This is a genomic window from Janthinobacterium sp. 64 (assembly GCF_002813325.1).
In the GTDB taxonomy this organism is placed as follows: Bacteria; Pseudomonadota; Gammaproteobacteria; order Burkholderiales; family Burkholderiaceae_D; genus Janthinobacterium.
This window is the reverse complement of sequence record NZ_PHUG01000001.1, coordinates 3817798-3842698: the sequence shown is the minus strand read 5'-3', so window position 1 is coordinate 3842698 and position 24901 is coordinate 3817798. Positions and strand designations below refer to the sequence as shown.

The 24901-nt window shown below is 60.1% G+C and carries 26 protein-coding genes; 7 read left to right on the top strand and 19 right to left on the bottom strand.

The features are described 5' to 3' along the window. The first annotated feature begins 9 nt into the window (after window positions 1-9). The 5 genes from CLU91_RS16855 (at window position 10) to rsgA (ending at window position 3973) form a co-directional block, all read left to right on the top strand. Window positions 10-1473: a DUF4178 domain-containing protein gene (locus CLU91_RS16855; RefSeq protein ID WP_100875078.1), complete on the top strand. Its 1464-nt coding sequence runs from the start codon at window positions 10-12 to the stop codon at window positions 1471-1473. After that, on the top strand, window positions 1470-1640 hold the full coding sequence (locus tag CLU91_RS27910) for a hypothetical protein (RefSeq protein ID WP_157814714.1): 171 nt from the start codon (window positions 1470-1472) through the stop codon (window positions 1638-1640). The genes CLU91_RS16855 and CLU91_RS27910 overlap by 4 nt, the downstream gene beginning before the upstream one ends. Window positions 1641-1642: 2 nt before the next feature. Continuing rightward, complete coding sequence (gene speD / locus CLU91_RS16850; protein ID WP_100875077.1) at window positions 1643-2014, top strand: adenosylmethionine decarboxylase; 372 nt, start codon at window positions 1643-1645, stop codon at window positions 2012-2014. Window positions 2015-2077: 63 nt separating this feature from the next. After that, window positions 2078-2632 carry a hypothetical protein gene (locus CLU91_RS16845; RefSeq protein WP_100875076.1) on the top strand — a complete coding sequence of 185 codons (555 nt, stop codon included), beginning with the start codon at window positions 2078-2080 and terminating at the stop codon, window positions 2630-2632. A gap of 276 nt (window positions 2633-2908) precedes the next feature. Then, window positions 2909-3973 carry a ribosome small subunit-dependent GTPase A gene (gene rsgA / locus CLU91_RS16840; RefSeq protein ID WP_100875075.1) on the top strand — a complete coding sequence of 355 codons (1065 nt, stop codon included), beginning with the start codon at window positions 2909-2911 and terminating at the stop codon, window positions 3971-3973. Window positions 3974-4030: 57 nt separating this feature from the next. Here the strand turns inward: rsgA and CLU91_RS16835 are convergent, their stop codons facing one another. From CLU91_RS16835 to mnmG, 13 genes are all read right to left on the bottom strand, one after another. Further along, window positions 4031-4450: a F0F1 ATP synthase subunit epsilon gene (locus CLU91_RS16835; RefSeq protein ID WP_034752707.1), complete on the bottom strand. Its 420-nt coding sequence runs from the start codon at window positions 4448-4450 to the stop codon at window positions 4031-4033. A 62-nt stretch (window positions 4451-4512) separates the two neighbouring features. Beyond that, window positions 4513-5913 (bottom strand): F0F1 ATP synthase subunit beta, encoded by a 1401-nt coding sequence (atpD, locus tag CLU91_RS16830; protein ID WP_071080005.1) that lies wholly within the window; start codon window positions 5911-5913, stop codon window positions 4513-4515. A 29-nt stretch (window positions 5914-5942) separates the two neighbouring features. Further along, window positions 5943-6818 carry a F0F1 ATP synthase subunit gamma gene (gene atpG / locus CLU91_RS16825; RefSeq protein ID WP_035823466.1) on the bottom strand — a complete coding sequence of 292 codons (876 nt, stop codon included), beginning with the start codon at window positions 6816-6818 and terminating at the stop codon, window positions 5943-5945. Window positions 6819-6880: 62 nt separating this feature from the next. Continuing rightward, window positions 6881-8422 (bottom strand): F0F1 ATP synthase subunit alpha, encoded by a 1542-nt coding sequence (atpA, locus tag CLU91_RS16820; RefSeq protein WP_071080007.1) that lies wholly within the window; start codon window positions 8420-8422, stop codon window positions 6881-6883. Between the two features lie 78 nt (window positions 8423-8500). Then, window positions 8501-9046 (bottom strand): F0F1 ATP synthase subunit delta, encoded by a 546-nt coding sequence (locus CLU91_RS16815; protein WP_071080008.1) that lies wholly within the window; start codon window positions 9044-9046, stop codon window positions 8501-8503. A gap of 2 nt (window positions 9047-9048) precedes the next feature. After that, entirely contained in the window at window positions 9049-9519 is a 471-nt protein-coding gene (locus tag CLU91_RS16810) for a F0F1 ATP synthase subunit B (RefSeq protein WP_096232952.1), read from the bottom strand. Between the two features lie 43 nt (window positions 9520-9562). After that, on the bottom strand, window positions 9563-9844 hold the full coding sequence (gene atpE, locus CLU91_RS16805) for a F0F1 ATP synthase subunit C (protein ID WP_010393790.1): 282 nt from the start codon (window positions 9842-9844) through the stop codon (window positions 9563-9565). Between the two features lie 59 nt (window positions 9845-9903). Further along, entirely contained in the window at window positions 9904-10713 is an 810-nt protein-coding gene (atpB, locus tag CLU91_RS16800) for a F0F1 ATP synthase subunit A (protein ID WP_100875074.1), read from the bottom strand. 51 nt (window positions 10714-10764) lie between these two features. Next, window positions 10765-11133, bottom strand: a complete 369-nt coding sequence (locus CLU91_RS16795; protein WP_100875073.1) for an ATP synthase subunit I — start codon at window positions 11131-11133, stop codon at window positions 10765-10767. A 269-nt stretch (window positions 11134-11402) separates the two neighbouring features. Next, on the bottom strand, window positions 11403-12287 hold the full coding sequence (locus CLU91_RS16790; RefSeq protein WP_099761160.1) for a ParB/RepB/Spo0J family partition protein: 885 nt from the start codon (window positions 12285-12287) through the stop codon (window positions 11403-11405). 65 nt (window positions 12288-12352) lie between these two features. Beyond that, entirely contained in the window at window positions 12353-13123 is a 771-nt protein-coding gene (locus CLU91_RS16785; protein WP_071080013.1) for a ParA family protein, read from the bottom strand. A 158-nt stretch (window positions 13124-13281) separates the two neighbouring features. Continuing rightward, window positions 13282-13926 carry a 16S rRNA (guanine(527)-N(7))-methyltransferase RsmG gene (rsmG, locus tag CLU91_RS16780; protein WP_100875072.1) on the bottom strand — a complete coding sequence of 215 codons (645 nt, stop codon included), beginning with the start codon at window positions 13924-13926 and terminating at the stop codon, window positions 13282-13284. Further along, entirely contained in the window at window positions 13923-15872 is a 1950-nt protein-coding gene (mnmG, locus tag CLU91_RS16775) for a tRNA uridine-5-carboxymethylaminomethyl(34) synthesis enzyme MnmG (RefSeq protein ID WP_100875071.1), read from the bottom strand. The genes rsmG and mnmG overlap by 4 nt, the downstream gene beginning before the upstream one ends. Before the next feature lie 316 nt (window positions 15873-16188). On the opposite strand from mnmG, the gene CLU91_RS16770 reads away from it, so the two are divergent. Both CLU91_RS16770 and CLU91_RS16765 read left to right on the top strand, forming a co-directional pair. Continuing rightward, a complete protein-coding gene (locus CLU91_RS16770) occupies window positions 16189-16509 on the top strand; it encodes a DMT family transporter (RefSeq protein WP_100875070.1) in 321 nt (106 codons plus the stop codon). 168 nt (window positions 16510-16677) lie between these two features. Then, window positions 16678-17835, top strand: a complete 1158-nt coding sequence (locus tag CLU91_RS16765) for an iron-containing alcohol dehydrogenase (RefSeq protein ID WP_100875069.1) — start codon at window positions 16678-16680, stop codon at window positions 17833-17835. A gap of 3 nt (window positions 17836-17838) precedes the next feature. Here the strand turns inward: CLU91_RS16765 and CLU91_RS16760 are convergent, their stop codons facing one another. The 6 genes from CLU91_RS16760 to CLU91_RS16735 form a co-directional block, all read right to left on the bottom strand. Continuing rightward, on the bottom strand, window positions 17839-19902 hold the full coding sequence (locus tag CLU91_RS16760; protein WP_442906607.1) for a 3-hydroxybutyrate oligomer hydrolase family protein: 2064 nt from the start codon (window positions 19900-19902) through the stop codon (window positions 17839-17841). 85 nt (window positions 19903-19987) lie between these two features. After that, window positions 19988-20968, bottom strand: coding sequence for a branched-chain amino acid ABC transporter permease (locus CLU91_RS16755; protein WP_100875067.1), 981 nt, complete (start codon window positions 20966-20968; stop codon window positions 19988-19990). 31 nt (window positions 20969-20999) lie between these two features. Beyond that, window positions 21000-21884 (bottom strand): branched-chain amino acid ABC transporter permease, encoded by an 885-nt coding sequence (locus CLU91_RS16750; protein ID WP_100875066.1) that lies wholly within the window; start codon window positions 21882-21884, stop codon window positions 21000-21002. Window positions 21885-22041: 157 nt separating this feature from the next. Continuing rightward, window positions 22042-23250, bottom strand: coding sequence for an ABC transporter substrate-binding protein (locus CLU91_RS16745; protein ID WP_100875065.1), 1209 nt, complete (start codon window positions 23248-23250; stop codon window positions 22042-22044). 76 nt (window positions 23251-23326) lie between these two features. Continuing rightward, the gene (locus CLU91_RS16740) at window positions 23327-24049 is read right to left on the bottom strand and encodes an ABC transporter ATP-binding protein (RefSeq protein WP_071080021.1); all 723 of its coding nucleotides are present in this window, start codon (window positions 24047-24049) and stop codon (window positions 23327-23329) included. Further along, complete coding sequence (locus CLU91_RS16735; RefSeq protein ID WP_100875064.1) at window positions 24049-24819, bottom strand: ABC transporter ATP-binding protein; 771 nt, start codon at window positions 24817-24819, stop codon at window positions 24049-24051. Before CLU91_RS16735 ends, CLU91_RS16740 begins: the two co-directional genes overlap by 1 nt. Between the last annotated feature and the right edge of the window lie 82 nt (window positions 24820-24901).

The window sequence follows — 24901 nt, the reverse complement described above, 5'->3', positions numbered from 1 at the left end:
TACGACTGCATGCAAACTGTTTCCTGTCCCAGCTGCGGCGCGGAAGTCCGCTTCCGCTCGCACGCTTCCGTGCTCGCCGTGTGCGAGTACTGCCACAGCACCATCCTCAAGGACGCCGATTCCGTCAGGGACATGGGCAAGATGTCGGCCGTCCTGGAAGACTATTCACCTATCCAGATCGGCACGGCCGGCGTGCACGACGGCCTGCACTTCACGGTCGTCGGGCGCATCCAGCAGCGCTACAGCGCCGGCACGTGGAACGAGTGGTATCTGCTGTTCGATGACGCCAGCACGGCGTGGCTGGGCGACTCGTCCGGCCTGTACACCTTGACGCGCGAGCGCAGCACGCAAGGTAGCTTACCCGTCTTTGGCGAGCTGGCGCCGGGCAAGCGCTATACGCTCTGCGGCGAGCCGTACACGGCGGCCGAGATCCGCAGCGCCGAATGCATCGCCGGTCAGGGCGAGCTGCCGTTCAAGGTGGGCGCCGGCTGGCGCATCCAGGTGGCGGACTTCCGCAACTACGCCAGCTTTGTCACGCTCGACTACACGGATGGTCCGCAACCGGTCGTCTACCAAGGCGTCGCCGTCACCCTGGACAGTTTAAAGTGCCAGCTGCTGCGCGATGATGACGCCATCGCCAAAAGCGCCGGCAAGTACCGCGGCAAGCTCGATGCGCTCGACTGCCCGTCCTGCGGCAGCGGCATCAAATATGTACCGGGTGCGGCGGCGCAACTCGTGTGCCCCGCCTGCCATGCGCAGCTCGACGCCAGCGGCCCGGAAGCGCAGGTGCTGGCCATCGGCAAGCAAGTGCACGACAACGCCGACATCACGCTGGAACTGGGCGCCAGCGCGAAGATCAGCAATGCCGACTTTACGGTGATCGGCATGATGCGCCGCGCCGACGACGAAGGCAGCGAGTGGAACGAATACCTGCTGTACAACGCGCGCGCCGGCTTCTTCTGGCTGGTGGAAACGGACGATGGCTGGTCGCGCTCAAACGTGCTGCCGAACTGGCCCAACTGGGCCTCGCTGGACGCCGCCACCTGCACGCTCGATGGCGCCACCTACCGCAAACTGTATGACTACGGCTCGCAGGTGGTGTACGCGGCGGGCGCCTTCAACTGGAAAGTGGCCGTCGGCGACAGCACGCGCGTCTATGAATTCGAGCAGGGACAGACCAAACTGGCAGCGGAGCTCACCGGCGAAGAAATGACCTGGTCGCGCTCCGTGCCCGTCGCCTATGACCAGATGGCCGCCTGGTTCGGCGCCGCCTTCCATGGCGCCAGCAAAACGACGAATATCCAGCTGAGCCACCGTGGCATCGCCAAGGTCTTCATCGTCATCGTGCTGGTCCTGAATGCGATCCCGATGTTTGTCTCGTTCTCCAGCACCCTGATGTGGAGTTTGCTGGGCTGCCTGGCGTTGTTCCTGCCCGCCGCTTTTCTCGACAAGAATGCAAAGAATCCCCCATGAGTAAATACGTGATCTATGCCTTGATGGTGACGTTTTCCGTCACGGCCGCCAACTGGGTGCGCATGTTCAAGGTAGCCGGCAGCAGCAGCGGCAGCAGCTGGAGTTCGCGCACGGGCAGCGGCGGCGGCAGCTATGGCGGCGGCTCCAGCGGCGGCAGCCACAAGTAAGCATGACAGCCACACCGCATCTGCCCCTGGGCACCCACTTGCTGGCCGATTTGTCGGGTATCGTGCCGGAACGCCTGCGCGACGGCGCCGCGCTCGAACGCCTGCTGCGCGATGCAGCCATCACGGCTGGCGCACAGGTGCTGCACAGCCATTTCCACAGCTTTGGCGCCGGCCAGGGCGTCACCGGCGTGGTGCTGCTGGCCGAGTCGCATATCTCCATCCACACGTGGCCGGAATGCGGCTTTGCCGCCGTCGATATCTTCATGTGCGGCGCGGCGCGGCCGCAACTGGCGCTCGATGCCATCAAGGATGCGCTGCAGGCGGCGCACTGCCAGCTGCAGTCCGTGCGGCGCGCGCCACCCGGGCAGGCATAAGCCCGCTGGTGGATCGCGGGGGGATCGCTTACACTGTCGGCTCATCTTCCAACCGTGACTTCCATGCGCCGTTCCGCCCTGCTTGCCCTGCCCCTGCTGCTGCTGGTTTCCGCCTGCAACGACTACACGGCGCCCAGCCTGTACCAGGCCACCACGCCCGAGTGCAAGACGTGGACGGAGGGTTCACGCTTCGAGCTGCCGCGCGGTATCAGCGTGTATGCCACGCCACCCGTCACCCTGAAGGAAGGCGGCACGGAGCTGGCGCTGATTTTTACGCTTCCCATCGGCACGCAAGCCAGTTTCACGCGCCTGTCCTTCCTGCTGGAAGAGCCGAAAAAGCCGCCCTTCGCCGAAGCGAAAGTGCTGACCATTTACCAGCGCGGCGTGAGCCGCAAGGCGGAAATCGTCGACGTCATCGAGCAGCTGCCCATCATGTTTTCCGCCGTCGGTTCGAGCACCGAGACGCAGTGGCGCTTGCGATTGCAACTGCCGCGCCAGCTGCCGCAGCGCTTTGATTTATCCATGCCCGACATGCTCGTCGCTGGCAAGCGCTATCCGGTGCGCACGTTTACCTACCGCTACTTCCCCGAGCGCCAGGCTTACGGCATGTGCAGCTGAGCCACACCTTCCGTTGACGGCGGCGCGCGCCGCTGGCACACTGGGGTTTTCCATCACACTTGAGGAGTAGACAACATGCGCCATTCGGATATTGCCGTGCTGTCGGCTGCCTGATCACCGTTTTTCCCCGCTAAGTCCCTTAGCCCGCAACTCCCCATACGCGTGATCGCGTAGCCGACGTTCCCCTTCTTTCGTGCCAGTCATGACGACTGGCGGTGCCTGCACGCGCAGGCTACACGTCCACATTTGGACGACAAAAACTGGAATCACGCTACCATGATCGCATTCGATTTTGCGCAACTACGCCTTATCGGGCTGCAGCAGGCCATCGCCAGCGCAGCCACCCAACTCGAACTCTCCTCCCCCGCCACGCAGCTGCTGCGCGTTTGCGCCGTGCACCGCGACAGCATCGGCGTGCACGACGGCACCTTGGAACACCCGGCGCAGATCCTGCCGCGCCTGCTGCATCAGCTGCAGGCGCAGGACAATATTCTTACTGTCGGCGACTGGGTCGCCGCCGAACACGATGGTCACGGCACGCTGTGGATAACGGCGCACTTATCCCCAGTCACGCAAATCGCCCGGCGCGGCAATGACGGCCGCCGCCAACTGCTCGCCAGCAATGTCGATACGGCCTTGCTGGTGATGGGACTGGACGAAGACTTCAATCCGCGCCGCCTGGAGCGCTATCTGTCCATCGTGCTGGCGGCGCAAGTGACGCCCGTGGTGGTACTGAGCAAGGCCGACGTGGCCGACGACGTGCCGGGCAAGCTGGCGCAGCTCAGACAGCGTCTGCCGCCCCACGTGCCCCTGTTTGCCATCGACACGCGCCATGCCTATGACGTGGCCATCCTGGAACCCTGGCTGGGTGCAGGCCAGACCCTGGTGCTGCTCGGGTCATCGGGCGCCGGCAAGTCCAGCCTGACCAATACCTTGTGCGCGACAGGACAGGCGACCAATGGCGTGCGCCATGGCGACGGGCGCGGCCGCCACACGACGACGGCCCGCTCGCTGCACCTGTGCGCCAGCGGCGCCTGCATCATCGACACGCCGGGCTTGCGCAGCTGGCAGGCCGATGCCGATGCGGATACTCTGGCGGCCACGTTTGACGACATCGCGGCGCTCGCGGCGACGTGCCAGTTCCGCGACTGCCGGCACGCCAGCGAGCCCGGTTGCGCCGTACGGGGCACCGTCGATGGGGACCGCTTGCGCAATTATCACAAGCTGCTGCGCGACGCCCGCCGTGGCGAGGCAACGCCGCTCGAGCGCATCGCCGCGCGCGCCAGGTGGAAGACGGTATTGAAGGCGGGACTGGAAAGGGGCAAGGACAAGCGCCGCTGATTTCTGCATAAAAAAAAGGCAGCCCGAAGGCTGCCTTTCTTGTGCGGCGCAGATGGATTACATCTTGCGCAGCTTCTGGATCGCTGCCAGTTGCGCAATCGCGCTGGCCAGCTCGGCTTGCGCTTGCGCGTAGTCGATGCCCGAATCCTTGTTGTGGATATTTTCTTCCGCCAACTTCTTCGCTTCCAGCGCTTTCGCTTCGTCGAGGTCGTGACCGCGGATCGCGGTATCGGCCAGAACGGTCACGGTATCCGGTTGCACTTCCAGCAGGCCGCCGGCAACGAAGACGAACTCTTCTTCAGCCTGGCCGACTACCTTGATGCGGACCGCGCCCGGACGGATGCGGGTAATCAAAGGCGTGTGGCGTGGGTAGATACCCAGCTCGCCTTGTTCACCCGGCAACGCGACGAATTCTGCTTCACCTGAAAAAATCAGTTCTTCAGCGGAAACCACGTCAACGTGAATTGTGTGTGCCATGTGTGTCCTATCGGGTTGAAGAACCCCGCCTTTTGAGGGGCGGGGTTAGGCCCAGACTTAACTTAGTTAAGTTTCTTGGCTTTTTCGATTGCTTCTTCGATCGTGCCGACCATGTAGAACGCTTGTTCCGGCAGGTGATCGAGTTCGCCCGAAGCGATCATTTTGAAGCCCTTGATCGTGTCTTTGAGCGAAACGTATTTACCAGGCGCGCCGGTAAAGACTTCAGCGACGTGGAAAGGCTGCGACAGGAAACGCTGCATCTTACGTGCGCGGGCAACCAGCAGTTTGTCTTCCGGTGCCAGCTCGTCCATACCCAGAATCGCGATAATGTCGCGCAATTCCTTGTAGCGTTGCAGGGTCGTTTGCACGGCACGCGCGGTGTCATAGTGCTCTTGACCAACGATCAACGGATCGAGCTGACGCGAGGTCGAGTCGAGTGGATCCACGGCTGGGTAGATACCCAGGGAAGCGATGTCACGCGACAGCGCAACGGTCGAATCCAAGTGAGCAAACGTGGTAGCAGGCGACGGATCGGTGTAATCATCGGCAGGAACGTAGACGGCCTGGATCGAGGTGATCGAACCGGTCTTGGTCGACGTGATACGCTCTTGCAGACGGCCCATTTCTTCAGCCAGGGTCGGTTGGTAACCCACAGCCGACGGCATACGGCCCAGCAGTGCCGACACTTCGGTACCAGCCAGCGTGAAGCGGTAGATGTTGTCGACGAAGAACAGAACGTCTTTGCCTTCATCACGGAACGATTCAGCGATCGTCAGGCCGGTCAGCGCAACGCGCAGACGGTTACCTGGCGGTTCATTCATCTGACCGTAGACCATCGCCACTTTGGAGTTCTCTGGATTTTCCAGATCGACCACTTTCGCGTCAGCCATCTCGTGGTAGAAGTCGTTACCTTCACGCGTACGCTCACCCACACCGGCGAACACGGACACGCCGCTGTGCGCTTTGGCGATGTTGTTAATCAATTCCATCATGTTGACGGTCTTGCCTACGCCAGCGCCGCCGAACAGACCAACTTTACCGCCTTTTGCAAACGGGCAAACCAGGTCGATCACCTTGATGCCGGTTTCCAGCAGTTCTTGCGATGGCGACAGTTCGTCGTATGCAGGAGCGGTGCGGTGGATCGACGCGACTTGCTCGTGCGACACTGGGCCGCATTCGTCGATCGGGTTGCCCAGCACGTCCATGATGCGACCCAGGGTTGCTTTACCGACTGGCACCATGATAGGTTTGCCGGTATTCTGGATCATCATGCCGCGACGCAAGCCATCGGACGTGCCGAGTGCAATGGTACGGACAATGCCGTCGCCCAACTGCTGTTGTACTTCCAGGGTCAGTTCCGAGCCTGCCATCTTCAAGGCATCAAATACCTTAGGCATCGCGTTGCGGGGAAACTCAACGTCCACCACAGCGCCGATACACTGAACGATTTTGCCATCAGCCATGTTCGTTCCTTCAATATAGTTAAATTCGTTTAAACCGCAGCCGCACCGGCGACGATTTCGGAGAGTTCTTTGGTAATCGCAGCTTGGCGGGTTTTGTTGTAGATCAGCTTCAGTTCGCCGATCACACTACCCGCGTTGTCGCTTGCAGCTTTCATCGCGACCATCCGTGCCGATTGCTCGGACGCCAGATTCTCCGCGACTGCCTGGTACACCAGCGCTTCTACATAGCGCTCCAGCAATTCGTCGATGATGCTTTGTGCATCCGGCTCGTAGATGTAATCCCACGAGTGTGCGCTCTTGTCGGCGACCATTTTGTCGGCCGTCAATGGCAGCAGCTGTTCGACCACTGGTTCCTGCTTCATCGTGTTGATGAATTTGGTGTAGCACAGGTACACTGCGTCGAGCTTGCCAGCCTGGAACTCTTCGAGCATGACCTTGACGGGTCCGATCAATTTTTCCAGGTGGGGCGTATCACCGGTTTGAATGGCAGAGGCGACGATCTTGACGCCGATGCGATTCAAAAAACCCAAACCCTTGTTACCGATGGCAACTGCTTCAATCCGGTTGCCAGCTGCTTCCAGCTCGCGCGACTTGCTCGTCACCTGGCGCAGGATGTTGGTATTCATGCCGCCGCACAGACCCTTGTCGGTCGTCACAACGATGAAACCCACTGCCTTCGCTTGCGTACCCTGGGCAGCTGCCAGGAACGGGTGCGTGTATTCCGGATTGGCATTCGCCAGATTGGCGGCGATATTCCGAATCTTGTCACTATAGGGACGAGCGGCCCGCATCCGGTCTTGCGCCTTGCGCATTTTGGACGCGGCGACCATTTCCATCGCCTTGGTGATCTTCTTCGTATTCTCTACGCTCTTGATCTTGCCTCGTATCTCTTTGCTTGATGCCATGAGTCCTTACTCCTTCTGCGCGTAGGGCGGCGCCTCACTCGAGGTGGGCGCCGCCTGGCCGCTTAATATGCGCCGGATTTCTTGAAATCAGCAATGGCCGCCGACAGAGTTGCTTCGCTGTCTTTGTCGAGTTGCTTGGTTTCTTCGATCTTGGCCAGCAGAGCAGCTTGCTTGGTCTTCATGTAAGCGTGGACACCAGCTTCGAACGACAGCACTTGCTTGACTGGCACGTCGTCCATGAAGCCTTTGTTCACCGAGAACAGCGATACGGCCATCAGCGAGATCGACAGTGGCGAGTACTGGGCTTGCTTGAGCAATTCCGTGACGCGGGCACCACGGTCCAGCTGCTTGCGGGTCGATTCATCGAGGTCGGATGCGAACTGCGCAAACGCGGCCAATTCACGGTACTGCGCCAAGTCGGTACGGATACCGCCGGACAGGTTTTTGATGACCTTGGTCTGGGCGGCGCCACCGACGCGCGATACGGAAATACCGGCGTTAATTGCAGGACGGATACCGGCGTTGAACAGCGAGGTTTCCAGGAAGATCTGACCGTCGGTAATCGAAATCACGTTGGTTGGAACGAATGCGGACACGTCGCCAGCTTGCGTTTCAATGATCGGCAGTGCCGTCAGGGAACCGGTCTTGCCTTTGACGGCGCCGTCGGTGAACTTCTCGACGTAGTCGGCGTTCACGCGTGCTGCGCGTTCCAGCAGGCGGCTGTGCAGGTAGAACACGTCGCCTGGGTACGCTTCGCGACCTGGTGGACGGCGCAGCAGCAGCGAGATTTGACGGTATGCAACAGCTTGTTTGGACAGATCATCGTAGACGATCAGTGCATCTTCACCGCGGTCACGGAAGTATTCGCCCATGGCGCAACCGGAGTACGGCGAGATGTATTGCATGGCGGCCGATTCCGAAGCGGAAGCGGCGACAACGATGGTGTATTCCATCGCGCCGTGCTGTTCCAGCGAGCGCACGATGTTCTTGATCGACGAGGCTTTTTGGCCAATCGCGACGTAGATACATTTCATGCCCTGGCCTTTTTGATTGATGATCGCATCAATCGCCACAGCCGACTTGCCGGTTTGACGGTCGCCGATGATCAGTTCGCGCTGGCCGCGGCCAACTGGAACCATCGCATCGATCGACTTCAGGCCGGTTTGCATTGGTTGCGAAACGGACTCACGGGCGATCACGCCCGGAGCGATTTTTTCAATCGCGGCCGTCAGTTTCGTGTCGATGGCGCCTTTGCCGTCGATTGGCTGACCCAGCGCGTTGACAACGCGGCCGAGCAGCTCAGGACCAATTGGCACTTCCAGAATGCGGCCGGTGCATTTCACCGTGTCGCCTTCGGAGATGTGCTCGTAGGCACCCAGAATCACGGAACCGACGGAGTCGCGTTCCAGATTCATTGCCAGGCCAAACGTGTTGCCTGGGAATTCCAGCATCTCGCCTTGCATCACGTCAGACAAACCGTGGATGCGGCAGATACCGTCGGCGACGGAAATAACCGTGCCTTGATTACGCACTTCAGCGCCGCCGTCAAGACCTTGGATCCGGCTCTTGATCAACTCGCTGATTTCAGATGGGTTGAGTTGCATACTAACTCCTAAAAGTGTTTCTCTCAGCTTGCGCGAGGGGTAAGGGTCTGTCTAAGCTGGCCTGCCGAAGCGCGTGTCTTACGACACCAGTGCAGCGTGCAGTTGCTGCAACTTGGCGCGCACCGAGGTATCGAGCACTTGGTCGCCTACGACCACGCGCACGCCGCCGAGCAGCGATGGATCCACTGTGACGGCAGGGTTGAGCTTACGACTGAATTTCTTTTCCAGCGTTGCGACCAGCTCGGCCGTTTGGCCTTCGCTCAGATCGAAAGCGCTCGTGATCTCGGCGTCAGCCGCACCTTCCAGGCCATTTTTCAAGGCATGGAATTGCGCGCCGATTTCCGGCAGCAGGCTGATGCGGCCATTTTCGATCAACAACGTGACGAAGTTTTTGACTTCCTCATTGAGCGGCGATTTCAACAACGACAGGATGGTGGCGGCGACGTCGCTTTCCGAAACTTTCGGATTGCGCGCGTACGCCTGTACCTCGGGGTGGCTACCGATCTGTGCCAGTTCAGACACCAGTTCGGACCACGCCGCGAGGTTGCTTGACTCCTTACCAGCTTGGGCTACGCGGAACAAAGCTTCCGCGTAGGGACGGGCGACGGTTGCGAGTTCTGCCATGATTACAGCTCGACAGCAAGACGCTGCAACATTTCGGCATGCGCCGTAGCGTTGACTTCACGCTTCAAGATCTGCTCGGCACCCTTGACAGCCAGGTCAGCCACCTGAGCGCGCAATTGTTCGCGTGCTTTCGACAGTTGCTGTTCCGCGTCCGACTGGGCTTGCGCAATGATACGCGCCGCTTCAGCTTGTGCATTTTGCTTGATCTCTTCAGCAACCAGCTGCGCGCGCTTTTCAGCGTCCGCAACGCGTTGCGACGCTTCTTCACGTGCACTGTTCAATGCCTCTTGCGCACGCTTTTCAGCGACAGCCATCGAAGCCTGACCTTGATCGGCCGCAGCCAATCCATCCGCGATTCGTTTGGCACGCTCATCCAGCGCTGTGTTCAGCGCTGGAAATACGAACTTCATCGATACCCAGACCAACACCGCGAAGGTGATCATCTGGCCGATGAGCGACATATTGATGTCCATACCTTTGCTCCTGACTAAAAGTTTCTCCTAGGATTGGAGCGAATTACTGAGCAACAGCAGCCATCAATGGAGCCAGGAACGGGTTAGCGAACGTGTACAGCAGAGCGATACCAACGCCGATCATCGAGATAGCATCCAGCAGACCAGCGATAACGAACAGTTTGGTTTGCAGTTGTGGCATCAGTTCTGGTTGACGTGCCGAAGCTTCCAGGAATTTGCCACCCAGAATAGCGAAGCCCAGAGCGGTGCCGATTGCGGCCAGGCCGATGATGATTGCTGCTGCCAGAACGGTCATGCTTTGTACTTGTGCGATCAGAGCTTGCATAAAATTCTCCTAAATTTAAAAACGAAAGATACTAAAAAAACAAAATATAAAGTTGCTGATTAATGTTTCTCAACCGCAAGGCTCAGATACACAACCGTCAACGCCATAAACACAAAAGCTTGCAAAGTTACAATCAAGATATGGAAAATTGCCCATGGACCACCCAACGCCCACTGTGCCCACCAAGGCAACAACGCGATCAAGATGAAAATCAGCTCGCCGGCATACATATTGCCGAACAGTCGCAGCGACAGGGAGATCAGTTTTGCAACCAACTCAACCATTTGCAGCAAGAAATTAACTGGTGCCAACAAGATCGTGCCGATGATGCCACTTGCATGGAAAGGCGCGGTAAACAATTCCTTGATCCAGCCGCCCAGACCCTTGGCCTTGATGGAAAACGCGATAATGCACAGAACGACCGACAACGACATGCCAAAAGTATGGTTCACGTCGGCGGTCGGCACCACGCGCAGCTTGTGCACGCCAAACCAGCTCAACACCGTCGGCAGCAGGTCCACCGGCAAGAAGTCCATGGCGTTCAACAACCAGACCCACACGAAAATCGTGATGGCCAGCGGCGCGATGATCTTGCTTTTTGCGTGGAAGGCCCCATTAATAGTCTCATTGACCATTTCCATGATCATTTCGACGAAGTTTTGCAGTTTGCCAGGAACACCGGCCGTCGCGCGGCGCGAAGCCATGTAGAAAACGGCAAGGAAAACAAAGCCCATGATGGCAGACACCCAGAAGGTGTCCAGATTGAAGGCGCCATCGGCGCTTTTCAAGTGGGTCAAGTGGTGGCTGATGTATTCTGTGGCGTTGGCCGGGGCAGCATGGCCCGCTTCAATAGCGTGTTCTGTGGTCATAATGAATTTAGATTTGTCGTTTCAGAGCACAACAGGCTCCAAAACCAATGATTAAACAGCGAGCAATGAAAACCAGTATGCTAAGGTTGCCACCGCGAAACCCAAGATCAGCCATAACCAGGCGGCCGACTGAAACAACACCAGTGCCAATATAAACAGCACCGCTGTAATAAATATTTTCACCATTTCCGCACGCAAGTGCGCGCGAAAAGCCTTTTTGGCGTCGCTACTACCGCGAACGACCAGCAAGGCATACGCCAGACTGCCGGCGACAGCGATCGCACCGCCGCATGCGGCGGACCATCCTCTGACACTACCACCGAAAAACACGGTGAGCGTGGCAAAGCTGATCACGATTGCTAGCTGCAAGGCAACTACTTTGTAGACGGGCTTGGCAATACTTTGTTGTGAATCACTCAATTGCCAGGTTCCCAGAAAAATCTACACACGCAAAGACACGGGATTATAGTTGGCTTTGATCTATAGAGTCAAACGTTGCTGCACCGCAGCAGGGCGATTGCGGCGTGAAACTGACGCTTTACCGACTATTCGCCACCATTTGCACCACTATATGGCAAAGTCGCTTGTCTGGCCGCTTCCAGCCGTGTTATCAAGGAATCACGTGGTGCATCTGGAAAGCATGGCCGGATTGTCCACACCGCATTCCCCATGTCTTTGCAGCTTGCTATTTAACCACGCAAGCGGGTCAACAAGCCATCGAGCACGTCAAGATCGGCAAAATCGATCACCAATTGGCCACGGCCTTTGTTGCCCATTTTGAACACCACGGGCGTGGCCAGCGCATCGGACAGCTCTTCTTCCAGGCGCGCGATGTCGCCGGACTTTTCCTTTTGCCGCGGTTCGACCGGGTTGGCCGCTTCCTCGACCGTGCGGGTGACGAGCTTTTCCGTTTCGCGCACCGACAGGCGCTTGGCCACGACCTGGTTGGCCAAGGTGATCTGGCTGGCCGCATCGACGGCCAGCAAGGCGCGCGCATGGCCCATGTCGATATCGCCGGCCATCAGCATGGTCTGCACGGGACTGGCCAGGTTCATCAGGCGCAGCAGGTTCGACACCGCGCTGCGCGAGCGTCCCAGCGCAGTGGCCGCTTGCTCATGCGTGAAACTGAAGTCGGCGATCAGGCGATGGATGCCCTGCGCCTCTTCCAGCGGGTTCAGGTCTTCGCGCTGGATATTCTCGATCAGCGCCATGGCGGCGGCGGCCAGGTCGTCCACATCGCGCACCAGCACCGGCACTTCCGTCAGTCCGGCCAGCTGTGAAGCGCGGAAACGGCGTTCGCCGGCGATGATTTCATATTTGACAAGCCCGCTCAGGGTGTCTTGCCCGATCGGGCGCACCAGGATCGGTTGCATCAGCCCTTGCGCCTTGATCGAGGCGGCCAGTTCATTCAAGGCCCCCTCGTCCATGCGCGTGCGCGGCTGGTATTTACCGGCTTGCATTTGCGACACGGGCAAGCTGGAGGGTTGATGCGTGTCCGGGCTGGCAAAGTCGCCGCCGCCGCCCAGGAGGGCGTCGAGTCCGCGACCCAGTCCTTTTAATTTTTTCGTAGCCATGCTGTCCTAATCGTGTTTTCAGAGTAAGCGCTCACACCATTCCTTGTGAGACGCTCGCCCTTTGTTTACATATGTTTGATGCGCTCGACCATCTCGGCGCCGAAGGCGATGTACGCCTGGGCGCCTTTCGAGCTGGGGTCGAAGGTCACGCCGGGCAAGCCGTACGATGGCGCTTCGGCCAGGCGGACATTGCGCGGGATGATGGTCTTGAAGACCTTGTCGCCAAAATGCTGTTCCAGCTGGGCCGATACCTGTTGCGATAATGTCATGCGCGGATCGAACATCACGCGCAAGAGGCCAATGATCTTCAAGTCCGGGTTCAGGTTGGCATGCACCTTCTTGATGGTGTTGACCAGGTCGGACAAACCCTCCAATGCGTAGTACTCGCACTGCATCGGGATGATCACGCCATGCGCGGCGCACAGGCCGTTCAGGGTCAGCATCGATAATGCCGGTGGGCAATCTACTAATATGAAGTCGTATTCGCCGTCCACTTCGGCCAGCGCATCCTTCAGGCGGCGTTCGCGGTTGTCCAGTTCGACCATCTCCACTTCGGCGCCGGCCAGTTCGCGGTTCGACGGCAGGACATCGAAGCGCCCCGCTTCCGAACGCTGGCGTGCCGTCTTGACATCGGACTCGCCCAGCATGACTTCATAGGTCGACGCCTTCAGGCCGGCCTTGTTGATGCCGGCACCCATGGTCGCATTGCCCTGCGGGTCGAGGTCGACCAGCAGCACGCGCTGGTTCAACTTGGCCAGACCGGCGGAGAGGTTGACGCTTGTTGTGGTTTTACCAACACCACCCTTTTGATTTGCTACACAAAAAATTTTGGCCATGTATCTTCTAGTTGTAAAGAGATGCAAACTTCATCATGCGCCCCGGCATCCGGCCAGAACGATTTATACTGTTTATTTCATTTATACGATATAAATCGTTTATACGGTTTATATCATTTATACCGTATAAATTGTTTATATCATTTATTTTTCGGCTTTTAAATTCTTGCTATAAAGACCAGATGACGCTCTGCATTTAGCCCTGGTACCTGAATTGCGCGTAATTGCGTCACTTTCCAGTCTGCCGGCAGTCGCTCGCGCTCGTCTGGCGGTGCCACCCCTTTCAAGGCGATGAATTGCCCACCCTCGGCCAGCACGTGGTGCGACCAGTTGACGAAGTCGGACAGGTCGGCAAAGGCGCGCGAGGTGATCACGTCGAATTTCTGCGCTACTTCCAGCTGTTCCACCCGTTTCGTGTACACGGTGACGTTGCTCAAGCCCAGTTCCGCCTTCACCTGCGTCAGAAAAGCCGTCTTCTTGTGCACCGTGTCGATCATCGATACTTTTACGTCGGGCCGCGCGATGGCCAATACCATGCCCGGCAAGCCGCCACCGGCGCCCACGTCGAGCACATTCTTGGCGTCCGCGAACGCGGGCACGGCGGCCAGCGAATCGAGCACGTGCAGGGTCAGCATCTGCAGCGGATCGCGCACCGACGTCAGGTTGTACACGCTGTTCCATTTGGCCAGCAAGGCCAGGTAATCGAGCAGTTTTTCCGTCTGATCCGCGCTCAGCTCCAGCTCCAGCGCGGCGATGCCTTCATTCAAAATGGGGGCCAGTGCGGCCCGGTCAAACTGCTTCATTCAACAACCTCGTCCTTTAAAGTGGTGGTCTGTATTTCGGCCTGACCTGCACCGAAGCCGCGCTTTTTCAAATGCACCAGCAGCAGCGAAATGGCCGCCGGCGTCACGCCCGAAATGCGCGAGGCCTGGCCCAGGGTTTCCGGGCGCTGCTTGTCGAGTTTTTGCCGCACTTCGACCGACAGCGCGCCGATATCGAGGTAATTAAAACCGGCCGGCAAGGCCAGGTTTTCATAGTGTTCGTGGCGCTCGATTTCCTTGCTCTGGCGCTCGATGTAGCCCGCATATTTGAGCTGGATTTCGACCTGCTCGCGCACGGCGGGGTCCTGCACGCCGGGGCCGGCCAGGGCCTGGCCTTCCATGCCCGTCATGCTCATCAGCGTGTCGTAGGCCACGTTCGGACGGCACAGCAAGTCCGCCAGCGAATACTCGCGCTCGATGGCCTGACCGACGATGCGTTCCGATTCGGCGGCCGCCAGGATGCGCGGATTGACCCACGTGGAACGCAGGCGCTGCAGTTCCAGCGCCACCGCTTCGCGCTTGGTTTCAAACGCTTGCCATTGGGCGTCGCCGACGCAGCCCAAGGTGCGGCCGATTTCCGTCAGGCGCATGTCGGCATTGTCTTCGCGCAGGCTCAAACGGTACTCGGCGCGACTGGTGAACATGCGGTACGGTTCCTGCACGCCCTGGGTGATCAGGTCGTCGACCAGCACGCCCAGATACGCCTCGGAGCGGCCCGGTACCCAGGCTTCCTTGTCCTGCGTCAGCAGCGCCGCATTCAGGCCCGCCAGCATGCCTTGCGCGGCCGCTTCCTCGTAGCCCGTGGTGCCGTTGATCTGACCGGCGAAGAACAAGCCCGCGACGGCCTTCGTTTCCAGCGACGCTTTCAAGCCGCGCGGGTCGAAATAATCGTATTCGATGGCGTAACCGGGGCGCAGGATGTGGGCGTTTTCCATGCCCTTCATCGATTGCACCAGGGCGATCTGCACGTCGAACGGCAGGCTGGTGGAGATGCCGTTCGGATAGAACTCATGCGTCGTCAAGCCTTCCGGCTCGAGGAAGATCTGGTGCGATTCCTTGCCCGAGAAACGGTGGATCTTGTCTTCGATCGAGGGGCAATAGCGGGGGCCGACGCCCTCGATCACGCCCGTGTACATGGGGCTGCGGTCCAGGCCGGCGCGGATGATGTCATGCGTCTGGCTATTCGTGTGCGTGACCCAGCACGGCACCTGGCGCGGGTGCATGGCCGTGTTGCCCATGACGGAAAAGACGGGCACGGGATCAAGGTCACCCGCCTGTTCTTGCATCACGGAAAAGTCAATCGTGCGGCCATCAATGCGCGGCGGCGTGCCCGTTTTCAAGCGGCCCTGCGGCAGCTTCAATTCCTTCAAGCGGGCCGACAGCGAAATGGCGGGCGGGTCGCCGGCGCGGCCGGCCGAGTAATTATTCAAGCCCACGTGGATCTTGCCGTCAAGGAAAGTGCCAGCCGTCAGCACGACGGCGCGCGACAGGAACTTCAAACCGATCTGCGTGACGGCGCCGACGACCCGGTCGCCTTCGACGATCAAGTCATCGACCGCTTGCTGGAACAGCCACAGATTCGGCTGGTTTTCCAGGCGCGTACGGATGGCGGCCTTGTACAAGATACGGTCGGCCTGGGCGCGCGTGGCGCGCACTGCCGGGCCTTTCGAGGAGTTCAGGATGCGGAACTGGATACCGGACTCGTCGGTGGCAATCGCCATCGCGCCGCCCATGGCATCGACCTCCTTGACCAGGTGGCCCTTGCCGATGCCACCGATGGAGGGGTTGCACGACATCTGGCCCAGTGTCTCAATATTATGCGTGAGCAATAGCGTCTTCTGCCCCATGCGGGCGGAAGCGAGGGCCGCCTCGGTACCGGCGTGACCACCACCGACAACGATGACGTCGAATTCTGTAGGAAATAACATGATAAATAGGTAACAGTGCAAGTAAAAATGCGGGAAGAGAGCTCCGATTATAGAGTCTTTTTGCGAGCGCAACCTTGCGACGGCCAATTTTTGCTTAATTTTTACTCAGCAGGGGCAAGCCAACGGCGATTTCTGTTTCACGTGGAACACGCAGCAGACTCTGGATGGGACTGCAGCGTCCTGCAATGTTTGCTACAATTGCCGCATCGTCCGCAAGCGTGGCCACGCCAGTGGCCATCGTGACGATCATCCAGGAGGACGGCCTCCCCCATCATGGGAACACACCGGGACGGCCCGCTCTGTATAAGGAGCCGCCATGGCCTGGATACTGTTACTGATTGCCGGCATGCTGGAAGTCGTGTGGGCATACTCGATGAAACTCTCCGAGGGTTTCACCAAAATCACCCCTTCCGTCATGACCATCGTCATGATGATCGCCAGCTTCGGCTTGCTGTCGATTGCCATGCGCACCCTGCCCCTGGGCACGGCCTACACCATCTGGACCGGCATCGGCGCCGTCGGCGCCTTCATCGTCGGCATCGTCTTTCTGGGCGAGCAAGTCAATACCCTGCGCGTGTGCGCCGCCGTCCTCATCGTGTGCGGCATCGTACTGATGAAGCTGTCGTCGAGTCACTGAGAGGAATCCCCAAGGGTTTTCTGAGCGTATTGGCCATCGGCCTGGCGTATGAATGGCAACACGGCGCGCTGGAGTGAGAATACCCCCCGCTTCTGGTTCCACGTGAAACAGGCGCGGGGCTGGAAAGCGGAGTAAGCTTGGCTTCTGTCCTCACTGTCAGGAGTTTGCATGTCCGCCTTCCAGTTCCGCACCGTACCGCATCTGATCGTTGAAGCGGGCGCCGCCGCCCAACTGGGCGTACACATCGCCCATCACTTCCCCACCGTGCGCCGCGCCCTGCTCGTCACCGACGCAGGCTTTTTGCGTACGGGCCTGGCCGATGCCTCCCTGCACAGCTTGCAAGCGGCCGGCATCGAGGTCCACGTCTTTTCCGAGGTGCAAGCCGATCCGCCCGAAGCCATCGTGCTGGCCGGCGTGGCCCAGGCGCAGATGTTTCACGTGGAACTGATTATCGGCCTCGGTGGCGGCAGCTCGCTGGACGTGGCCAAGCTGATCGCCGTACTGGCGCCAGGCCACCAGGAACTGGCGCAACTGTATGGCATCGGCAATGTTCACGGCCCGCGCCTGCCCCTCGTGCAATTGCCGACCACGGCCGGCACGGGCTCGGAAGTGACGCACATCGCCATCGTCACCACGGGCGCCACCAGCAAGATGGGCGTGGTCGCGCCGCAACTGTATGCGGACCTGGCCATCCTTGACGCCAGCCTGACCCTGGGCTTGCCGCCCGCCGTGACGGCCGCCACCGGCATCGACGCCATGGTGCACGCGATCGAAGCGTACACCAGCCGCCTGCTGAAAAATCCCCTGTCCGACATGCTGGCCACCCAGGCGCTGTCGCTGTTGTCGAACAACCTGGTCACCGCCTGCCGCGATGGCAGCAACTTGCCGGCGCGCCAGGCCATGCTGCTCGGCGCCATGCTGGCCGGCCAGGCGTTTGCCAACGCGCCCGTGGCCGCCGTGCATGCGCTCGCTTATCCCATCGGTGGTTTGTTCCACGTGCCACATGGCTTGTCGAATGCGCTGGTGCTGCCGCACGTGTTGCGTTTCAATCTGTCTCACGCGGCACCGCTGTATGCGCAGCTGGCCGCCATTCTCCAGCCCGGCATCGTGGGTAGCGAGGAAGCGCGGGCCATGGCCCTGATCGATACGATGCAGGCGCTGGCGCGCGCCACCGGTATCGCGCGCACCCTGCGCGAGGTAGGCATCGCGGCCAGCGACCTGGACCGGCTGGCCGACGACGCCATGCTGCAGACGCGCTTGCTCGGCAACAACCCACGGCCCGTCACGCGCGCGGATGCGCGCGCCATTTATGCGGCAGCGCTATGACACTCAGTCGGGCACATTCACCACCGTCCCCGTCAAACTGATCGCATTGCCCGGCGCTGGCGTCGACGCTATCGCCGGCACATTGACAGTCGTGATCAAGGTCGACGCGTCGGCGCGCGTCACCGTGCGCACCACCTGCGATGGCGGCAAGGCCTGTTTGGCAGACAAATGCGCATACATGGCATCGAGCGCCCGGTTCAGGTATACATGTAACGGCACGATCAGTGTCGGCAAGGCGCTGCTGAAGGAATCGAAGTGGTTGGCATGGGTCACCTCGATATAGCGCAGTTTGCTACTGCTCCCTTCCACGGCAGCGTTCAGGCCAAGATAGGCGCGCGAGGCGTGATTGACGGGAATCAGGGTGTCGCTGCGGCCGTGCACGATGATGGCCGGCTTGCCGTTCAATTTGCCGCTGGCCGCCACCTCGGCCATGCCTGCCCGCACGCGCACGCTTTGCGTCGCCAATGTTCCCGGCAAGGTGGCGCCGCTGACGGCATCGCGCCCCGTCGCCAGGCTGCGCAGGCACAGGAAGCCATCGAGCGACTGGTCCGCCAGACTGCTCGACGGTGACACGCCGGCCGTGTAGCCCCTCGCGCCGCCCACGCTGTTCTCGTACACGACATTGCCGAGGATGCCGTTTTGCGCGGCAAAGCTGGCCGACTTTTGCGCCGACGTGAACGCGATCGGATTGCCGCTGCCATCCGTCTGCGCATACGTGAAACCGCACACTTTATCGGTGACGGAGAATTTCCCGTAGGCATAGGCATACGTGACGGCCACGAGAATGTTCGTGCCCGCGTGCGCCGCCTGCAGCGGGTCGGAGTCAGGCAACCAGCCATAGGCGCGCAAGCGCTGCTTCGCGTCCGCCTGCTGCGCCGCCAGGTCGGCGCCATTCAATAGCCCCTTGCCTACCAGCGCCGTGCAGCGTCCCGCATTGCCGGCCACGGAAGCGATGCACGGCTGGTACAGGGCCGCATAGGTGGCATAGTCGAACAGCGCGCGCCCCGGTGCGTTCACCAGCACCCCGCCCTGGCGCACGCTGTAGGCACTCGACGCCGCCGGCTGGACTTGCGGCTCGCTGGCGGCCACGCCGCTGATCAAGCCCTGCGTATCCTGTTCGGCGGCCAGCAAGGCTGAGCCGGCGCCGTTGGAAATGCTCGAGGCGATCGTGATGGTGTTCTTTGGCGTGAGCCGCACGATGCGCGAACTGCCATCGCGGGCCAGCACGCCATAGCGCTCGTTCAACACGTAATACGCCATCTCGACGGCCTGCAAGGTCACCTTGCCCCAGTCCTTTTCCGGGTTCTGCTGCGAATGCGCATGCTTGAAGGCGATGCGGTTCGGATTGCTGCCCGCCCAGGCCAGCCGCTCGGCGTCGCTCAAGTCCGGTGCGAAGAGCGCGTTCTTGCCGGCGGCCACCCGGCCCGCGCGCACGCCGTTCTGCAGGTTGACGCTGTCGTCTTCGAACACGTACAGGCCCGTGCCGGAACCCTTGTCCGCATACGCCACGGCGCAGCCCTTCTTCAAGCCCCATTCCCCGGAACTGCCGATGGCGCCGTAGATGCCGCGCGAGCCGCTCGACGTGCCCGTGACGATGCAAGCACGGTCCGGGTCGAAGCTGGCCGGCACCTGCACCATCAAGGTGACGTTCTTCTTGCCCGTGCCATCGTCGGCATAGGCGCTGTATTCGCTGCCGGCGACCAGGCCCTCCCCCGTGCCCACGTTCCCCGACGCATCCACGTTCGGTCCGTACAAGGTGCCGTAGCCGCTGTTGGCGGCAATGTCGAGCACGGCGCGGTAGTTGGCGTAGATCGCATTGCGGCGCAGTTCGATCGGCGTCGGCTGCTCCGTATTCGCATACGCGGGTGCGGCGCCCGCCAGCCCCGTCTTGCCCAGGCCGGCCGTGAGTAAGTCATTCGTCTTGCCGTCGTAGTCGGCGCGCGTGATGGTGCCCAGGTAGCCGGGCATCTGGTTCAATTCTTCCGGTGCATGGTTGCTGCCGCAGGCTGCCAACGCCAGCAGGGTGCACAGGCTCATGCCAGTCGTGCCCGCGCGCGTGATCGTCATTTGCATGGTGGTTCTCTCCGTTAATAAGGTAACAGTGGACGCACAATGAAAAACGCCGGACGATTCGTCCGGCGTTGCTTGAAAATCAGACCGCGGCTTTGGCTGGCCTGCCGCCGAAGCGCGCGATGGCTTCGCCGACGATGCCGCGCCGGAACAGCAGCACGCAGATGACGAAGATCACCCCCGTCACCATGCCCACCGATTCACCGAGGGTGCCGAACCACTCGATGCCCGTATGCGTGGCCAGATAGGTGCCGACATCGCCCAGCTTGTTTTCCAGCGCGATGATCAAGACGGCGCCAAGGATGGGACCGGACAAGGTGCCCATGCCGCCGACCAATGTCATCAGCACGACCAGGCCCGACATGCCCCAGTACACGTCGGTGAGGGTTTCAAAGCCAAGCACCAGGGTCTTGGTGGCGCCGGCCAGTGCCGCCAGCGAAGCGGACAGCACGATGGCCACCAGCTTGTACTTGTTGACGTCGTAGCCGAGCGAGATGGCGCGCGGTTCATTTTCCTTGATCGCCTTGAGCACCTGGCCGAACGGCGAGTGGATGGTGCGCACGATCAGGGCGAAGCCGGCAACGAAGATGGCCAGCACGACGTAGTACAGCACCGTGTCATTGCCCAGGTCTATCGTGCCCAGCAAGGTTCCACGTGGAACACCCTGCAAGCCATCCTCGCCGCCCGTGAACGGCAGGCGCAAGGCGAGGAAGTACACCATCTGCGCCAGCGCCAGGGTGATCATCGTAAAGTAAATGCCCTGGCGGCGGATCGCCAGGCCGCCGATCACCAGGCCCAGCAAGGCACCCGTGGCGACGCCGGCCAGCAAGCCCAGTTCCGTTGGCCAGCCCCAGGTACGCAATGCGTAACCGGTGACATAGCCGGCGCCGCCAAAGAAAGCCGCATGGCCGAACGACAGCAAGCCCGTGTAGCCGATCAGCAAGTTAAAGGCGCAGGCAAACAGGGCAAAGCACAGCAACTTCATCAGGAAGACGGGATAGCCGTAAAACGGGGCCGCCAACGCCAGCAGCAGGGCAATGGCGTAGCCTACATTCTTATTCATCGTGGTAGCTCCAATACATGACTGATGAGGATTACTTTTCTTTGCCGAACAGGCCGGCGGGACGCAGCAGCAGCACGATGACCATCACCACGAACACCACGGTGGCCGAGCCTTCCGGGTAGAACACGCGGGTCAGGCCCTCGATCACGCCCAGGCCCAGGCCCGTGAGGATGGAGCCCATGATGGAACCCATGCCGCCGATCACCACCACGGCAAACACGACGATGATCAGATTCGAGCCCATCAGCGGCGAGACCTGGATGATGGGCGCCGCCAGTACGCCGGCGAAACCGGCCAGCGCCACGCCAAAGCCGAACGTCAAGGTCACCATCAGCGGCACGTTGATGCCGAACGCTTCCACCAGCTTCGGGTTTTCCGTGCCGGCGCGCAGGTAAGCGCCGAGCTTGGTTTTTTCGATGACGAACCAGGTCGCCAGGCAGACGGTGAGCGAAGCGATCACCACCCAGGCGCGGTAGTTCGGCAAGGTCATGAAGCCCAGGTCCGTCGCGCCGGCCAGCGCTTCGGGCACGGCATACGGCTGGCCCGAAACGCCATAGAAGGAACGAAACACGCCTTCCATGATCAGGGTGATGCCAAAGGTCAGCAGCAAGCCATACAGGTGGTCGAGTTTATACAGCCAGCGCAGCATGGTCTTTTCGATCTGGATGCCGACCAGGCCGACGAGGATCGGGGCGATGACCAGCATGGCCCAGTAATTGATGTCGAAATAACTGAGGCCCATCCAGGCCAGGAAGGCGCCCATCATGTACATGGCGCCGTGCGAGAAATTAATAACGTTGAGCAAGCCGAAGATGACGGCCAGACCGAGGGACAACATGGCATAGAACGAGCCGTTGACGAGACCCAGCAGCAGCTGGCTCATCATCGCTTGTATTGGAACGCCGAAAATTTCCATGGCATCACAGTATAAAAAGCACCGCCGGATGACGGTGTGGTATCAAGGGAAACGCGCCGCCGCAAACGGCTGCGGCGGCGCAAGGCGAACCCTGCGGGCGAAGTGCAGGTCGGAGCGCCCGCGCAGCGGCGGGCACTCTAGGGATGTTGCTACAGCCTTACTTCCACAGCGAACACTTCGATTCAGCCTTGGTCACATACGCTTGCGCACCGGGCACGGTGGCAACCACCTTGTAGTAATCCCACGGATATTTCGACTCGGAAGGCTTTTTGACTTCCATCAAATACATATCGTGCACCATGCGGCCATCAGGACGCACTTCGCCATTCTGGGTGAACATGTCGTTGATCTTGGTCTTCTTCAGATACGCCATGACTTTCTCGGTATCATCCGTGCCGATCGCCTTGACGGCTTTCAGGTAGTTTGCCGCGGCCGAATAGTCGGCCGCCTGCAGCATCGACGGTTCCTTCTTCATCTTGGCGAAATAGCGTTTCGACCAGGCGCGCGTTTCAGGATTCAAGTCCCAGTACCAGCCATCGGTCAGGTACATGCCTTGCGTCAGGTTCAGGCCCAGCGAATGGATGTCGTTGATGAAGATCAGCAGACCGGCCAGCTTCATCGATTTCGTCAGGCCGAACTCGTTGGCCGCCTTGATGCTGTTGATGGCGTCACCGCCCGCATTGGCCAGGCCCAGGATTTGCGGCTTGGACGATTGCGCCTGCAGCAGGAAGGACGAGAAATCCGAGGCGCCCAGCGGATGCTTGACGCTGCCCAGCACCTTGCCGCCGGCCGCCTTGACAACCTCGGCCGTGTCTTTTTCCAGCGAATGGCCAAACGCATAATCGGCCGTCATGAAGTACCAGTTCTTGCCGCCCTGCTTGACGATGGTGCCGCCCGTGCCGCGCGCCAGCGCTACCGTGTCGTAGGCGTAATGCACGGTGTAGGGTGTGCATTCTTCATTCGTCAGGCGTGAGGAACCGGCGCCGATGGCAATGAAGATTTTTTTCTTTTCCGCCGCCACCTTGGCCATGGCCAGGCTGGCGCCGGAATTGGTGCCGCCGATCAGCATGTCGACACCTTGCTGGTCGAACCATTCGCGCGCCTTCGAGGCGGCGATGTCGGCCTTGTTTTGATGGTCCGCGGAAATGAATTCCACCTTCTTGCCGGCCAGCACCACGCCGGCATCGGCGATCGCCATCTTGATGGCTTCCGCGCCCCCTAAGCCGTCGACGTCGGAATACACGCCCGACATGTCGGAAATAAAACCGATCTTGATGGTGTCACCCGATACCTGGGCGTGCGCGGCAGCGGAAAAGCCCAGTGCGCAAAGTGTGGCGGTGGCAATGGCGATAGCGTTACGTTTCATAGTGTCTCCGTTGGGATTATTGTTTGCTATTCAGACGATTGCTGGTCGATGACGAGTACAACAGACTACATGGGGACTACACGCCAAGCAGCTCGGTCAGTACCGGCATCTTGGCCTCCAGTTCGGATGCAGCAAAAGTCTCGACGATCTGACCGTGCTCCATCACATAAAACCGGTCCGCCAGCGGCGCGGCAAACCGGAAATTCTGTTCCACCATGACGATGGTGTAACCCTTCGCTTTCAGGGTGGTGATCATGCGCGCCAGCCCTTGCACGATGACGGGCGCCAGGCCTTCGGAAATCTCATCGAGCAGCAGCAACCGCGCGCCCGTGCGCAGGATGCGCGCCACGGCCAGCATCTGCTGCTCCCCGCCCGACAGGCGTGTGCCCTGGCTGTGGCGGCGTTCCTGCAAATTCGGGAACATGGCATAGATTTCCTCGACCGACATGCCCTTCTCGCCGCTGGCCAGGGTTGGCGGCAGCATCAGGTTTTCCTCGGTCGACAGCGACGAGAAAATGCCGCGCTCTTCGGGACAATAGCCGATGCCCAGGTGGGCGATTTTGTGCGTGGCCAAACCTATCGCTTCGACGCCATTGACTTTGATGGAGCCCGTGCGTGCGCCCGTCAGCCCCATGATGGCGCGCAAGGTGGTCGTGCGGCCGGCGCCGTTGCGGCCCAGCAAAGTCACCACTTCGCCCTGCTCCACTTTCAAATTCACATCGTGCAGAATGTGCGATTCGCCATACCAGGTGTGCAGTTGTGCGATTTCCAGCGCGGGTGCCTTGTTGCTAGCGGTCATCAATGTGCCCCTTCCAGTTCGGCGTGGGTGGTGCCCATGTACGCTTCCATCACTTGCGGATTGCGCGACACTTCCGCGTAACTGCCTTCGGCCAGCATGGCGCCGCGCTGCAGGACGGAAATCTTGTCGCAGATGCCGGAAACCACGCTCATATTGTGTTCCACCATCAAAATGGTGCGGCCGACCGAGACTTTCTTGATCAGTTCGGTGACGCGATGCACGTCTTCGTGACCCATGCCCTGGGTCGGCTCGTCGAGCAGCATCATTTCCGGTTCCATCGCCAGGGTGGTGGCAATTTCCAGCGCCCGCTTGCGTCCGTACGGCATATCGACCGTGATGGTGTCGGCAAACTCCGTCAGGTCGACTTCGGCCAGCAAGGCCATGGCGCGGTCATTGAGCTGGTTCAAGGCACGCTCGCTTTGCCAGAAGTGAAACGAGGTACCGAGCTGGCGCTGCAAGCCGATGCGTACATTTTGCAGCACGGATAGATGCGGGAAGACGGCGGAAATCTGGAAGGAACGGATCACGCCCATGCGGGCGATCTGCGCCGGTTTGGCTGCCGTAATATCTTTCCCATTGAACAGGATCTGTCCACCGGTGGGGACCAGGAATTTGGTGAGCAAGTTGAAACACGTGGTCTTGCCGGCGCCGTTAGGACCGATCAAGGCGTGGATATGGCCCCGCTCTACCTTCAGGTTCACCTCGCTCACGGCGGTGAAACCCTTGAATTCCTTGGTCAAATTTCTTGTTTCCAAGATTACGTTTGACATCGTGTCTCCTAGTTGTACTTTTTGTACTACTTAGTCATTTTTATAATACACAACTTAAATTTAACGCACAATACAGTATAAC